This window comes from Spiroplasma endosymbiont of Dactylopius coccus (assembly GCF_977110965.1).
In genome coordinates, this window is record NZ_OZ373019.1 from 1,549,443 (window position 1) to 1,563,476 (window position 14,034).

A 14,034-nucleotide genomic window follows, 5' to 3' on the forward strand; every position below is an offset into this window, starting at 1 on the left:
TCCTATATGAAAACAAGGAACTAGGGGTTATTTAGAATTTGTGTTTATTTAACAGTGTAACTTTCCAAAATAATTTAATTTTTGATAAATATTTTTGGGAAATTTTCACTCGATATTGACACCACTAACTGTGAAGTCTTCATCTTTTAAATCAATTTCTTTATTATTAGTAATTTTGTTTAATGAAAATAAATTATTTTTAAAAGAATTTTTAATTTCAGAAATTAATGAATTTTTAATAAATTCAACATTAATTGAATCATTTAATTCCATTACTGAACTTTGAAAATTAACTTTTTTTGTATATTTTGTTTCACTAATAGCATCAACAATTTGTTTATCTGAATATTTTACACTGATTTTTAAATCAACAAATTGATTTTTAATTTTTCCATAATTATAATTAATTTTTGCATTAATAAGTCCTATTTTTTTAAAATCATTATTATTAATTTCTTCATTTTTTTCATTTATAATTTTATTTAATGAAAATAAATCTGGATGGGTTACACTTTATTGGACACTAATTACGTATACAAGTGAACAAATTAGTGAAAAGAAAGGAAGTATAATTATGGCTAATATTAACTCATATTCAGATGAATTTAAAAAACAAATAGTAGCTTTATATCAAAGCGGTAAGTCAGTGTCTTGTCTTGCTAAAGAGTACAATGTTACAAGAGCAGCTACTTATAATTGAATTAAGCAATTTACTAATTCAGGTAGTTTTAAAACTAAAGATAATCGTTCTGTTGAAGAAAATGAATTAATTAAATTAAGAAAAGAATTAAAACAATTAAGAATGGAAAATGATATTTTAAAGCAAGCAGCACTAATAATAGGCAGAAAGTAGAAATTATTGCTAAAAATAAAGTTAAATATAAAATTCGCACAATGTGTCGTTTTTTGAAAATATCTAAATCAACATATTATTTTAACTTAAAGAAAAAAGAAAATAAAATCAAAAATAATATGTATGATGAAGCTGTTATTAGCGCTTTTAAAGAAAATAAAGAAGTTTATGGTACTAGAAGATTAAAAAAAATTTTAGAAAACCAAGAAATTTATTTATCACGCAGAAAAATTAAAGAAATTATGAATAAGCATAATTTAATATCAAAATACACTAAATTATCATTCAAAAATCATCATAATAAAGTCAATAATAGTCAAATAACCAATCTTGTTAATAGAAACTTTAATAATAGGGTTAAAAATGAAGTTATTGTTAGTGATTTAACTTACGTTCAAGTTAATGGTAAATGAAACTATATTTGCCTATTAATAGACCTATTTAACCGAGAAATTATTGGACATAGTGTTGGAGTTAAAAAAGATGCATTACTAGTATATCAAGCATTTATGCAATCAAATCGTTGTTTAAAAGATATCCAAATATTTCATAGTGATCGAGGTAATGAATTTAACAATAAAATTATTAATAATCTTTTATTAGCATTCAATATTACTCGATCTTTAAGCAAAAAAGGTTGTCCTTATGATAATGCTGTTGCTGAAGCAACTTTTAAAACTTTCAAAACTGAATTTATTAATGATAAAAATTTTACATCATTAATCCAATTAAAATTAGAATTATTTGATTATATCAATTGATACAACAACATAAGAATCCACAGCACTTTAAACTACTTAACTCCTATCAAATATCAAGAACAAGTGTCTACCAAAAAATAGTCCTAAAAAGTGTTGCCATTCCACACATGATGCAATACTTAAAGACATTGGTAATACAACAGTTAATGCACCAACTGTTGCTAGCATTTTTTTGTAACTTAATTTTCTTTTCATTTTTCACCACTCCAAAGTGTTATTATATTTCCTTTCTGTTTTAATTTCAATACTTAAAAAGGAATGAGTTAAATTGAATATCAATTATATTTTCATTCCTAAATAATTTTTTAATGTTTTAATTTACTATTGATTAGTTTACATTAGTTTTAATTTATATTGATTTGTTGAAGATTTTTTTGTGAATTTAGTGAATTTGCTTCTTTTTTTATTGAAGAAAAATCTTGAATCTTATTTACTTTTTTCTTGATTTTATATCCTTGTTTCAATATTTGATATTCTGGTCTAGATTTTACATAATTACTACCTTTATCAACAATATATTTGCCACCTTTAGCAATTATAATACCACCAGCAGTTGCTTCTAATGTATTCATTAATGATGCTTCTGGATTTAATATTGCATTTAATACACCAGCACCACAAATTAATGATGTTCCAACTTTGGTTTTATTTTTATCTTTATGTTTTATGGATTTTTTAATTTGATAACCTGTTATTCCTCCGGATACAGCACCAATTGCAATGTCGGTAACAGGTAGTGGAATTTGTTCATGAAAGACCATCAATTGCTCCTAATCCAGCACCTAATCCAGCACCAATCAATGGTAAATAATCAATTGTTTCATTAACGATATTTTTATCTTTAGCCATTTCTTTTAATCTTCCTTTCTAAAAATAAAAAAAACTCATTTACTTTTGAATAAGTAATGAGTTTAAAACTTATATTAAGTTTAGAAAAATAATATCATAATTTTAATAATAATTATAAAAAAATATTAATTACATAATTTAGTGTAGATATAATTATAGTTATATTAAATATTAAGTATTAAAGATATATTTTTTTATTTTTCTTTTTTTAGTAATTTTTATATTTAAATTATGTGTATAATTACTAAATTTTGTATTGCTTTTAATAAAAAATACTTTATAATATTTAAGACTGTTTATGCAGTTTCAACCGCTCTACTTTAGGTTAACAAGTGATTTATTTCACCTATAAGGCGAGTCTAAACTGGAGGTAATAAGAAAAATGTTTGTAGTTATTCAAACAGGAGGAAAACAAATTAATGTTTCCTATGGTCAAGAAATTTTTGTTGAAAAACTTGTTGGCAAAGCTAAAGATAAGATTATTTTTGACAAAATATTGATGATTGATCAACAATTCGGTAAACCTTTCCTAAAAGGTGCTGAAGTTCATGGTGAGATTATTAAACAAGATAAATCAAAAAAGATTCGAGTGTTTAAATATAAACCTAAGAAAAATTCAAAAACAATGTATGGACACCGTCAGCCATATACAAAGGTATTAATTACTGATATTTTACTTGCTGGTAAAAGTCTTGTTGATAAGAAGGCAGAACAATCAAAACAAGTAATTAAAGATGAAGTAAAAAAAGAAGTAATTTCTAAAGTAGTAACTCCTATTATTAAAGAGCCAAAATCAGTAGTTAGTAAAGTAAAAAAAGAACTTACAAAAGAAAAAGTTGTTAAAACTAAATCAGTTGTTAAGGATAATATTACAGAACCAGATAACATTAAAACTGTTGTTAGTGAAGGTAATTTAAAAACTATTTTTGATCATAAAAATATGACTGTTAAAGTTGTTAAAGAAGATGATGAAAATAATAAAAAATAATTTAAGGTAATATCAAATTATGGTTAAAGTTACTTATAATTACCAAAATAGTAACATTGTAGAAGTTATAATTACTGGTCATGCTAATTTTTCAAAAATTGGAAATGATATTGTTTGTGCGGGGATTTCAGCCATTGTTATTGGTACATTAAATGCACTTCATGAACTTGATAATGATCAAGTTCAAGTAATTAATAATACTGCTGGATTAGTTAAACTTAAAGTTGCTAGTTTCACTAATAATAGTCAAATCATTTTAAAAACAATGCTTTGACAATTAAAAACTATTAAAGAACAATATCCAAAATATATTAACATAAAGGAGGTGTAATTATGTTTTATAAATTAAATTTACAATTATTTGCTTCAAAAAAAGGAGTAGGTTCAACTCGTAATGGTCGTGATTCACATTCTAAACGTTTAGGTGCTAAAATTGGTGATGGACAAAGTTTAAAAGAGGGAACAATTATTTATCGTCAACGTGGAACTAAAATTCACCCTGGTGAAAATGTAGGGCGTGGTGGTGATGATACCTTATTTGCTTTAAAATCAGGAATTGTTAAGTATACTATTTTTAAAAAAAATAAAACACGAGTTTCAGTTATACTTGATAAAAAGTAAAAATAAATTTTTAATAATAAAAACCTATTTTCAATGCTATCATATTTTGAAGATAGGTTTTGTTTGTTTATTTTATGTTTAATGATATGATAGGAGAAAATAATGAAACATATTACTTTAATAATTACTGGTAGTATTGCAGCAAACAAAGCCTTAATTTTATTAAAACAATTAAAAAAAGAATTTTTAGTTGATATTATTTGTACTAAAAGTTCTTTACATTTTCTAGAAGATAAAACATTTTCTTATTATTCTGAAATGTTTGAACAAGAATCGTATGTTAAAGGAGATTTAATTACTCACACTAATTTAGCAATTAAAACAAATTTAATTGTTGTTTATCCTGCTACTATGAGTTTTATTAGTAAAGCAAATTTAGCAATTGCTGATAGTTTAGCATTATCAGTATTTTTAGCTTCCAAAGCAGAAAAGATATTATTTCCAGCAATGAATCATAATATGTATCACAATCAAAGTTTTCAAAAAAATTTATTAGAATTATCTAATTTTGAAAATATTACTATTATTCCTCCAGATTCAGGAATGTTAGCCTGTAAGATGATTGGTGATGGACGGGTTAAAAGTCCAAATAATGCATTAACAATAATTAAAGATTTTTTTAAAAAAAGTATTGATTTATCTAATAAAAAAATTTTAATTAATATTGGTCGTACTAGAACTTATATTGATCCAATTCGTTATATTACTAATAATTCTTCAGGAAAAATGGGTAAAGCATTAGTAGATGCTTTTCTTAAAACTAAGGCTAAAGTAGTATTAGTTGCAGGTGATTGTGATTTTGAAATTAAATCACAAAAAAACCTAACTATTATTGAAGCAAATACTAATGAAAAAATGTTCTTAGCAATGAAAGAAAACTTTGATAATGCTGATATTGTAATATGTGCTGCTGCTTTAAATGATTATAAAGTAAGTAAATATATTCCTAATAAAATAATTAAAAATAAAAATGAAAATTTATCTTTATCACTGATTGCTAATATTGATGTATTGGCATTTTTAGGTAAGCAGAAAACACAACAAGTTTTAATTGGTTTTGCTGCTCAAGAATTTAATGATAAAAATCTTGGTATCGAAAAAATGAAAATTAAAAATTGTGATGGTATTTGTATTAATAATATTAGTGTTATGGGTAAAAATGAAACAGAAATTAATTTTTATTTTAAAAATAATAATTATAATTTGATTGGTTCAAAAGTGGAAGTTGCTAAACAGATAGTTGATATTATAAGTAAGAATATTTTAAATTATTAATAAATAAAAATAGGGTAATGTTTAGTAATCTGTGTAACTTACAAAAATAACTATGTTTAATTAGTTCTATAATAAACCTAGAAAGAGTGAGTTACAAATGGCTAAAAAGCAAAATATTAATAATAATGATCCAATATCAAAAGCAGTAGATTTATTATTAGAACCTGTTTAGGATCTTTTTTAACTTATTTTTGATTAAATTAATATCATAAATGTTATTTTATAGTTGAAAAATAAATTTTTAATCGATAAGTTGTCAAATGATAAAATCTTTTTAACAAAAAAATGACAAAGAAAATAAAATGTTAATTAACTGTCAGGTTAGAAATAATTATTCCCTTTTTTAGTTTAATTATGTTTAAAAGATTCCAAACAGGTTCTTAGAAAATACTGAAGATTTAACAACAGTTTTTAAAGAGGGAGGTTTGTATAAAGAATTAACAAAAAGATTAGTAGAAAAAATGTTGAATTCTGAGATGCAAAATTATTTAGGATATGATAAGAATCAACATAGTAATAGTGACAATGCTCGTAATGGTATAAGTTCAAAAAAATTAATAACTCAACAAGGTAAAATTGAGATTGATGTACCACGAGATCGCAATAGTAATTTTAATCCTGTAATAGTTGGAGGCTTTTTAGAAATCTGTGTATCTTTGTTTTACAAAGTACTAGTTAAGATTAATTCTATCTTCAAATTTTATCATAAAATGAGCAATTGCTGTATTTCAATTTTGAATGGGCATTGTTCATTTTTTTGTTATATTTTCAATTGCTAAATAAAATATTTTCAATTCTTCCATATCATTAGGAAAAACTTTTTTATTTCTGATAACTTTTCGTAATTGACTATTAACAGATTCAATAGCATTTGTGGTATAAATTACTCTTTTAATTTCTGTTGGATAACTAATAAAAACTATCAAATTTTCTCAATTTTTATATCAAGATTTAGCAATTTGAGGATATTGTTTATTTCACTTATTTTCAAATGTTTCTAAAGCCTGCATTGCTTGTTCTTCACTACATGCAGTATAAATTGGTTTTAAATCTGCAACTAGAGATTTTCTATGCTTATATGAGACATATTTCAAACTATTTCTAATTTGATGAACGATGCATAATTGATGTTCTGTTTTAGGATAAACTGATTGTATTGCTTCTGACATTCCTGTTAAATTATCACTACAAGCAATAAGAATATCATTTAAGCCTCGATTTTTCATTTCTGTGAAATTGGCTAATCAAAATTTAGAACCTTCATTTTCACTAATTCATAAGCCTAAAACATCTTTTTTACCTTCTAAATCAACTCCTAAAGCTATATACACAGATTTGTTAATAATGCGTTTATCTTGTCGTATTTTAACTACTATGCAATAAAAATAAACAATCGGATAAATACTATCTAATGGTCGATTTTGCCATGCTTTTACATCATCAATAACATCATCAGTAATTTGACTAATAACACTTTCACTAATATCAGCACCATGATATAACTCTTGTAATTGCATTCTAATATCTGATAATGTCATACCTTTTGCATATAAAGAAAGAACTTGTTGATCAAAACCATCAAATCTTCTTTGTCTTTTTGCAATTATTACAGGATTAAAATTACTATTGCGATCTCGTGGTACATCAATCTCAATTTTACCTTGTTGAGTTATTAATTTTTTTGAACTTATACCATTACGAGCATTGTCACTATTACTATGTTGATTCTTATCATATCCTAAATAATTTTGCATCTCAGAATTCAACATTTTTTCTACTAATCTTTTTGTTAATTCTTTATACAAACCTCCCTCTTTAAAAACTGTTGTTAAATCTTCAGTATTTTCTAAGAACCTGTTTAGGATCTTTTTTAACTTATTTTTGATTAAATTAATATCATAAATGTTATTTTATAGTTGAAAAATAAATTTTTAATCGATAAGTTGTCAAATGATAAAATCTTTTTAACAAAAAAATGACAAAGAAAATAAAATGTTAATTAACTGTCAGGTTAGAAATAATTATTCCCTTTTTTAGTTTAATTATGTTTAAAAGATTCCAAACAGGTTCTAATAATAAATCTACTGCTTTTGATATTGGATCATTATTATTAATATTTTGCTTTTTAGCCATCTGTAATTCACTCTTTCTAGGTTTATTATAGAATTAATTAAACATAGTTATTTTTGTAAGTTACACAGATTACTAAACATTACCGAAAAAGAGCCATTAAACATGCACAATTAATTCCATTAAATTCACCAGTATTTATGGGTTGTAAAATTCAACCTTTGTCATTAGATAAATGTGCAATTACTATTTATCATCGTAATCCTAAATATAAACCAATTACAGTTGTTGATAGTATTCTTAAAGCAGAAACTTTTGTTACTCAAATACATCCATTCCATTGATATCGTTGATATAGTGGTTGATACATTGGTTATGGAGTTAATCAAAATAAATGATTAAAAGCAATAGCATTTGCTCCACCGGTTGTTCAACAAATAATTAGAGATAGTTTTAAAGTATATAGAGAAATATTTAGAATCGTAAGAACTTATCATAAAGTAGCAAATGTTATTAATAATCCTATTGAAAATATTAATAAATCATTTAAAAGTGTTGGTTTAAAATTTTCAGTAAATACTGTATTTGGTACTGGATTATTACATCATTTAGAAAAATTTGCATATAGTCAAGTTGTAAAAAAAGGTAAAAAGAAATTACAAAAAGAAATTATACATATATCACATAGAAAAACTAAAACAAAAACTAAACATTATAAAAAAGCATTTTTTAAGGAATGATAAAATATGATTAATAAACTTTGAACTGGTGTCAGTCTAGAAAATTATAATAACTGATATCCATTAACTGGAAAAATTACAGAAACACCACAGCAATATATACAAACATGACCAAATGTTAATGATTGATTTAAAACTTTTGCTATTCGTGCTCAAAATGATATTAATGCTTATCTTGGTTTTATTTTATCTAAATTTCCTTTTGATAGTTTTAAAGATGAATTAATTAAAGAAACATTAAGAGATATGGTTTTTGTAACCGCTGAACATTGAGTATTTAATCGTACACCAATTGAATTTAATGTTGATGCTACTATTCAGTTTAATAATGGTAGTCAATTTAGTGCAAATAGTATTCCTACAATTAATGTTTGAGATTTAGCACCAAGTAGAATGAAAATATTGGCAAGACTAACAGAATTAAAACAAATATTATCAAATTATAATGATGATGAAATAGATGTTGAAAAAATTGATTTAAAAGCATTTTATACTAGAAATCAAGTTGATGAATTAATTAATGAACAAAAAGAATTTACATTATCAAAACAAATTAAATTATATGATGATTTAGTTGATGATAATGAAAATGAAATATATAGAGGTCCTGTTAGTAAATTTATTAATAAAGGTTATGTTGCAACAGATTACGATAAAGAAACTGAAACAATGACTTTAGATTGACCTGATGAAATTGGTACATTACCACCAGAAGCATTACAAAATAATCCACAAATTGGTGATTATACACATGCACCAACTTGTGATTTTTCTGCTAAACAACAAAAAACGAATTACTACTAATGAAAATGAAATTACCAAATTAAATAGTGAATTAATTAAAGCAAACGAAAATATTGATGATGTTAAAAATAATTGATTTAATATTGAAACTAGTCCTTTATGAAAAAAAGTTAAAAATGAAAATTGGATGGGTTACACTTTATTGGACACTAATTACGTAGACAAGTGAACAAATTAGTGAAAAGAAAGGAAGTATAATTATGGCCAATATTAACTCATATTCAGATGAATTTAAAAAACAAATAGTAGCTTTATATCAAAGCGGTAAGTCAGTGTCTTGTCTTGCTAAAGAGTACAATGTTACAAGAGCAGCTACTTATAATTGAATTAAGCAATTTACTAATTCAGGTAGTTTTAAAACTAAAGATAATCGTTCTGTTGAAGAAAATGAATTAATTAAATTAAGAAAAGAATTAAAACAATTAAGAATGGAAAATGATATTTTAAAGCAAGCAGCACTAATAATAGGCAGAAAGTAGAAATTATTGCTAAAAATAAAGTTAAATATAAAATTCGTACAATATGTCGTTTTTTGAAAATATCTAAATCAACATATTATTTTAACTTAAAGAAAAAAGAAAATAAAATCAAAAATAATATGTATGATGAAGCTGTTATTAGTGCTTTTAAAGAAAATAAAGAAGTTTATGGTACTAGAAGATTAAAAAAAATTTTAGAAAACCAAGAAATTTATTTGTCACGCAGAAAAATTAAAGAAATTATGAATAAGCATAATTTAATATCAAAATACACTAAATTATCATTCAAAAATCATCATAATAAAGTCAATAATAGTCAAATAACCAATCTTGTTAATAGAAACTTTAATAATAGGGTTAAAAATGAAGTTATTGTTAGTGATTTAACTTACGTTCAAGTTAATGGTAAATGAAACTATATTTGCCTATTAATAGATCTATTTAACCGCGAAATTATTGGACATAGTGTAGGTACTAAAAAGATGCATTACTAGTATATCAAACATTTATGCAATCAAATCGCTGTTTAAGAACCTGTTTGGAATCTTTTAAACATAATTAAACTAAAAAAGGGAATAATTATTTCTAACCTGACAGTTAATTAACATTTTATTTTCTTTGTCATTTTTTTGTTAAAAAGATTTTATCATTTGACAACTTATCGATTAAAAATTTATTTTTCAACTATAAAATAACATTTATGATATTAATTTAATCAAAAATAAGTTAAAAAAGATCCTAAACAGGTTCTAAAAGATATCCAAATATTTCATAGTGATCGAGGTAATGAATTTAACAATAAAATTATTAATAATCTTTTATTAGCATTCAATATTACTCGATCTTTAAGCAAAAAAGGTTGTCCTTATGATAATGCTGTTGCTGAAGCAACTTTTAAAACTTTCAAAACTGAATTTATTAATGATAAAAATTTTACATCATTAATCCAATTAAAATTAGAATTATTTGATTATATCAATTGATACAACAACATAAGAATCCACAGCACTTTAAACTACTTAACTCCTATCAAATATCAAGAACAAGTGTCTACCAAAAAATAGTCCTAAAAAGTGTTGCCATTCCAAAGATTCCTTGCGATCCAGCAGCATAAATTGAATCATCTGGACCAACTGCTAAAGCAAAAATATGATCATCAGTATTTTTTATTCCAGATAATTCAGAACATAAATCTGTACCTTCTATTTTTTTATATACTTTATTGGAGTCAATACCAACAAATAAATTATTATCTCTATCAATGACTAAACGTTTAACCTCGTGGTTTGGATTTGTTTCTAAGAACCTGTTTGGAATCTTTTAAACATAATTAAACTAAAAAAGGGAATAATTATTTCTAGGTAATGTTTAGTAATCTGTGTAACTTACAAAAATAACTATGTTTAATTAATTCTATAATAAACCTAGAAAGAGTGAATTACAGATGGCTAAAAAACAAAATATTAATAATAATGATCCAATATCAAAAGCAGTAGATTTATTATTAGAAAATACTGAAGATTTAACAACAGTTTTTAAAGAGGGAGGTTTGTATAAAGAATTAACAAAAAGATTAGTAGAAAAAATGTTGAATTCTGAGATGCAAAATTATTTAGGATATGATAAGAATCAACATAGTAATAGTGACAATGCTCGTAATGGTATAAGTTCAAAAAAATTAATAACTCAACAAGGTAAAATTGAGATTGATGTACCACGAGATCGCAATAGTAATTTTAATCCTGTAATAATTGCAAAAAGACAAAGAAGATTTGATGGTTTTGATCAACAAGTTCTTTCTTTATATGCAAAAGGTATGACATTATCAGATATTAGAATGCAATTACAAGAGTTATATCATGGTGCTGATATTAGTGAAAGTGTTATTAGTCAAATTACTGATGATGTTATTGATGATTTAAAAGCATGGCAAAATCGACCATTAGATAGTGTTTATCCGATTGTTTATTTTGATTGCATAGTAGTTAAAATACGACAAGATAAACGCATTATTAACAAATCTGTGTATATAGCTTTAGGAGTTGATTTAGAAGGTAAAAAAGATGTTTTAGGCTTATGAATTAGTGAAAATGAAGGTTCTAAATTTTGATTAGCCAATTTCACAGAAATGAAAAATCGAGGCTTAAATGATATTCTTATTGCTTGTAGTGATAATTTAACAGGAATGTCAGAAGCAATACAATCAGTTTATCCTAAAACAGAACATCAATTATGCATCGTTCATCAAATTAGAAATAGTTTGAAATATGTCTCATATAAGCATAGAAAATCTCTAGTTGCAGATTTAAAACCAATTTATACTGCATGTAGTGAAGAACAAGCAATGCAGGCTTTAGAAACATTTGAAAATAAGTGAAATAAACAATATCCTCAAATTGCTAAATCTTGATATAAAAATTGAGAAAATTTGATAGTTTTTATTAGTTATCCAACAGAAATTAAAAGAGTAATTTATACCACAAATGCTATTGAATCTGTTAATAGTCAATTACGAAAAATTATCAGAAATAAAAAAGTTTTTCCTAATGATATGGAAGAATTGAAAATATTTTATTTAGCAATTGAAAATATAACAAAAAAATGAACAATGCCCATTCAAAATTGAAATACAGCAATTGCTCATTTTATGATAAAATTTGAAGATAGAATTAATCTTAACTAGTACTTTGTAAAACAAAGATACACAGATTTCTAAAAAGCCTCTATTTCTAACCTGACAGTTAATTAACATTTTATTTTCTTTGTCATTTTTTTGTTAAAAAGATTTTATCATTTGACAAACTTATCGATTAAAAATTTATTTTTCAACTATAAAATAACATTTATGATATTAATTTAATCAAAAATAAGTTAAAAAAGATCCTAAACAGGTTCTAAGATTACCTCATATATTCCATTCTTTATCTTATAAAGACGACCATTTCAAGAACCAGCAAAAACAGTATTATCCTTGTCAACTACTAAACTATCAATTTGATGTCCATCGTGTATTTGTTGAAATATTCCAAAAGTTTGACTTATTTTATCAGTTTTATAAATTATTACACGATCATCATCACCAGCATAAATTGAACCATCTGGACCAACTGCTAAACTTCTAATATGATCACCATTTGTTCCTTGCATTAAACTAGTGCTTCCATTTTTACTGATTTTGCATACACCAGTATCACTACCAACATAAACGGTTTCAGTATTTTTATCAAATGTTAAAGCTCAAATTCAGTTTTTTGGTCCTGGTATTATAATTTTTTCAAAACTACGTAGATTTGAGAGTTGTTCGTAAAGGTACAAATGAGTTTGTTATTAAATATTTAGGTAAATATGTTAGAACCTGTTTAGGATCTTTTTTAACTTATTTTTGATTAAATTAATATCATAAATGTTATTTTATAGTTGAAAAATAAATTTTTAATCGATAAGTTGTCAAATGATAAAATCTTTTTAACAAAAAAATGACAAAGAAAATAAAATGTTAATTAACTGTCAGGTTAGAAATAATTATTCCCTTTTTTAGTTTAATTATGTTTAAAAGATTCCAAACAGGTTCTTACAAAATCACTAGATGATGTTAAGTCTTTAAATCAAGAAGATGTTGGTATAAAAGCATATGCATTTAGTCGTAATTGTAAAAATCCTATTATAGTTCGTGGTATTAAGAAATTGACAATTGGAGATATAATTAAAGCAAGTTTTAATGCAACAAATGTATTTTATTTTAAAACTCAAAAAGATAGTAATGGTGATACTGTTATGATTGGCGGTATTATTGAAAGTACTGTTGTAAATGATTATTTTAAAGAGTATGAAGATTATGAACGATATGTATATTTAAGTGCTTTATCGCATAAGCATTATTTACGGACTAGTGAAATAGGTTATTTAATTCAAAGAGATAAAGATGTTTTGAGTTGGATAGATAAAGTTTTTGGTAATAAAGTTGAAAAAATAGATTTTAAGAAAAGAGTTTTACATTAAAATATTATTTTATTTATTTTATGTTGTATATTATAATTTTATTAGGGTTAATGAGAATTAAAATTTATTAAGGAGACAAATATAAATATGAAACTATTACTAACCATTTTAACAACTACAACAATGGCAAATGTCTCGGGAGTAAATTTATTTCAATTAAATAATTCTAAAGTAAATACTATAAATATTGACGGCAAAGATTATATTGGTGATAAAATATATGATATTAAATTTTATGATTATATTAATCATAATACTTTTTTAAAGATTGAAGATATTTATTTACAAAATTTACCTTTGAAAGCAATTAAACAATTTAATAATTTATTTAAAACTTTTTATAAAGAAAAAGATTTGTTATTTAAAGAAGCGGATTATGAAAAATTATCAACTGTTATTTATAATAATTTTTCAAAAATTTATATGGTAAATAAACAATCTATTAGAGGTATAAAAATTGAAATAGGTTTTAATCAAGCAGATTTTTTAGTTACTAATGTAGTTAAACAATAATTTATTATTTTTCTATAATTTTACTTGTATATATATATATATATATATATATATATATATATATATATATATATATATATAT

General features: G+C 23.9%; 18 protein-coding genes, 2 pseudogenes and 1 other annotated feature. Of the genes and pseudogenes, 15 read left to right on the forward strand and 5 right to left on the reverse strand.

Annotation, left to right across the window (positions count from 1 at the left end; genetic code table 4):
* Positions 1-48 precede the first annotated feature (48 nt).
* Positions 49-273, reverse strand: coding sequence for a hypothetical protein (locus ACXUB0_RS09760; RefSeq protein WP_458258526.1), 225 nt, complete (start codon positions 271-273; stop codon positions 49-51).
* Positions 274-574: 301 nt separating this feature from the next.
* On the opposite strand from ACXUB0_RS09760, the gene ACXUB0_RS09765 reads away from it, so the two are divergent.
* Positions 575-1,695, forward strand: a protein-coding gene (locus tag ACXUB0_RS09765) for an IS3 family transposase (RefSeq protein WP_458257454.1) whose coding sequence is annotated in 2 segments (ribosomal slippage) — positions 575-851 and positions 851-1,695 — 1,122 coding nt in all. Because the reading frame shifts where the segments join, the coding sequence is not laid out codon by codon here.
* Between the two features lie 263 nt (positions 1,696-1,958).
* Here ACXUB0_RS09765 and ACXUB0_RS09770 read toward each other — a convergent pair.
* Positions 1,959-2,375, reverse strand: coding sequence for a hypothetical protein (locus ACXUB0_RS09770; protein ID WP_458258527.1), 417 nt, complete (start codon positions 2,373-2,375; stop codon positions 1,959-1,961).
* A 386-nt stretch (positions 2,376-2,761) separates the two neighbouring features.
* Positions 2,762-2,834, forward strand: a sequence feature (ribosomal protein L21 leader region).
* Positions 2,835-2,845: 11 nt separating this feature from the next.
* On the opposite strand from ACXUB0_RS09770, the pseudogene rplU reads away from it, so the two are divergent.
* The 5 genes and pseudogenes from rplU to ACXUB0_RS09795 all read left to right on the forward strand — a co-directional run.
* Positions 2,846-3,136, forward strand: a pseudogene (gene rplU, locus ACXUB0_RS09775) (50S ribosomal protein L21); the annotation flags it as partial.
* Positions 3,137-3,470: 334 nt separating this feature from the next.
* On the forward strand, positions 3,471-3,782 hold the full coding sequence (locus ACXUB0_RS09780) for a ribosomal-processing cysteine protease Prp (RefSeq protein WP_338987544.1): 312 nt from the start codon (positions 3,471-3,473) through the stop codon (positions 3,780-3,782).
* Between the two features lie 2 nt (positions 3,783-3,784).
* Positions 3,785-4,072, forward strand: coding sequence for a 50S ribosomal protein L27 (gene rpmA, locus ACXUB0_RS09785; protein ID WP_174481212.1), 288 nt, complete (start codon positions 3,785-3,787; stop codon positions 4,070-4,072).
* Between the two features lie 102 nt (positions 4,073-4,174).
* Positions 4,175-5,347 carry a bifunctional phosphopantothenoylcysteine decarboxylase/phosphopantothenate--cysteine ligase CoaBC gene (gene coaBC / locus ACXUB0_RS09790; protein WP_338987545.1) on the forward strand — a complete coding sequence of 391 codons (1,173 nt, stop codon included), beginning with the start codon at positions 4,175-4,177 and terminating at the stop codon, positions 5,345-5,347.
* A 365-nt stretch (positions 5,348-5,712) separates the two neighbouring features.
* A pseudogene (locus ACXUB0_RS09795) lies at positions 5,713-6,015 on the forward strand (transposase); the annotation flags it as partial.
* A 3-nt stretch (positions 6,016-6,018) separates the two neighbouring features.
* On the opposite strand, the gene ACXUB0_RS09800 reads toward ACXUB0_RS09795, so the two are convergent.
* Together ACXUB0_RS09800 and ACXUB0_RS09805 are read right to left on the reverse strand one after the other, a co-directional pair.
* Positions 6,019-7,233, reverse strand: a complete 1,215-nt coding sequence (locus ACXUB0_RS09800; RefSeq protein ID WP_458258816.1) for an IS256 family transposase — start codon at positions 7,231-7,233, stop codon at positions 6,019-6,021.
* 109 nt (positions 7,234-7,342) lie between these two features.
* A complete protein-coding gene (locus ACXUB0_RS09805; RefSeq protein WP_458257766.1) occupies positions 7,343-7,480 on the reverse strand; it encodes a hypothetical protein in 138 nt (45 codons plus the stop codon).
* Positions 7,481-7,617: 137 nt separating this feature from the next.
* Here ACXUB0_RS09805 and ACXUB0_RS09810 point away from each other — a divergent pair, with 137 nt between their 5' ends.
* From ACXUB0_RS09810 to ACXUB0_RS09840, 7 genes are all read left to right on the forward strand, one after another.
* Positions 7,618-8,160 (forward strand): hypothetical protein, encoded by a 543-nt coding sequence (locus ACXUB0_RS09810; RefSeq protein WP_458258528.1) that lies wholly within the window; start codon positions 7,618-7,620, stop codon positions 8,158-8,160.
* A 3-nt stretch (positions 8,161-8,163) separates the two neighbouring features.
* Positions 8,164-8,961 (forward strand): hypothetical protein, encoded by a 798-nt coding sequence (locus tag ACXUB0_RS09815; protein ID WP_458258529.1) that lies wholly within the window; start codon positions 8,164-8,166, stop codon positions 8,959-8,961.
* Entirely contained in the window at positions 8,921-9,139 is a 219-nt protein-coding gene (locus tag ACXUB0_RS09820; RefSeq protein WP_458258530.1) for a hypothetical protein, read from the forward strand. The genes ACXUB0_RS09815 and ACXUB0_RS09820 overlap by 41 nt, the downstream gene beginning before the upstream one ends.
* A gap of 22 nt (positions 9,140-9,161) precedes the next feature.
* On the forward strand, positions 9,162-9,440 hold the full coding sequence (locus tag ACXUB0_RS09825; RefSeq protein WP_353306568.1) for a transposase: 279 nt from the start codon (positions 9,162-9,164) through the stop codon (positions 9,438-9,440).
* Between the two features lie 53 nt (positions 9,441-9,493).
* Complete coding sequence (locus ACXUB0_RS09830; RefSeq protein WP_458258531.1) at positions 9,494-9,934, forward strand: IS3 family transposase; 441 nt, start codon at positions 9,494-9,496, stop codon at positions 9,932-9,934.
* 351 nt (positions 9,935-10,285) lie between these two features.
* Positions 10,286-10,504 (forward strand): IS3 family transposase, encoded by a 219-nt coding sequence (locus tag ACXUB0_RS09835; RefSeq protein WP_458258817.1) that lies wholly within the window; start codon positions 10,286-10,288, stop codon positions 10,502-10,504.
* A 380-nt stretch (positions 10,505-10,884) separates the two neighbouring features.
* The gene (locus tag ACXUB0_RS09840) at positions 10,885-12,123 is read left to right on the forward strand and encodes an IS256 family transposase (protein ID WP_458258532.1); all 1,239 of its coding nucleotides are present in this window, start codon (positions 10,885-10,887) and stop codon (positions 12,121-12,123) included.
* A gap of 200 nt (positions 12,124-12,323) precedes the next feature.
* On the opposite strand, the gene ACXUB0_RS09845 is transcribed toward ACXUB0_RS09840, so the two are convergent.
* Positions 12,324-12,587, reverse strand: coding sequence for a hypothetical protein (locus ACXUB0_RS09845; protein WP_458258533.1), 264 nt, complete (start codon positions 12,585-12,587; stop codon positions 12,324-12,326).
* A gap of 537 nt (positions 12,588-13,124) precedes the next feature.
* On the opposite strand from ACXUB0_RS09845, the gene ACXUB0_RS09850 reads away from it, so the two are divergent.
* A complete protein-coding gene (locus tag ACXUB0_RS09850) occupies positions 13,125-13,439 on the forward strand; it encodes a hypothetical protein (RefSeq protein ID WP_458258534.1) in 315 nt (104 codons plus the stop codon).
* 87 nt (positions 13,440-13,526) lie between these two features.
* Positions 13,527-13,952: a hypothetical protein gene (locus tag ACXUB0_RS09855; protein WP_458258535.1), complete on the forward strand. Its 426-nt coding sequence runs from the start codon at positions 13,527-13,529 to the stop codon at positions 13,950-13,952.
* Positions 13,953-14,034: the final 82 nt, after the last annotated feature.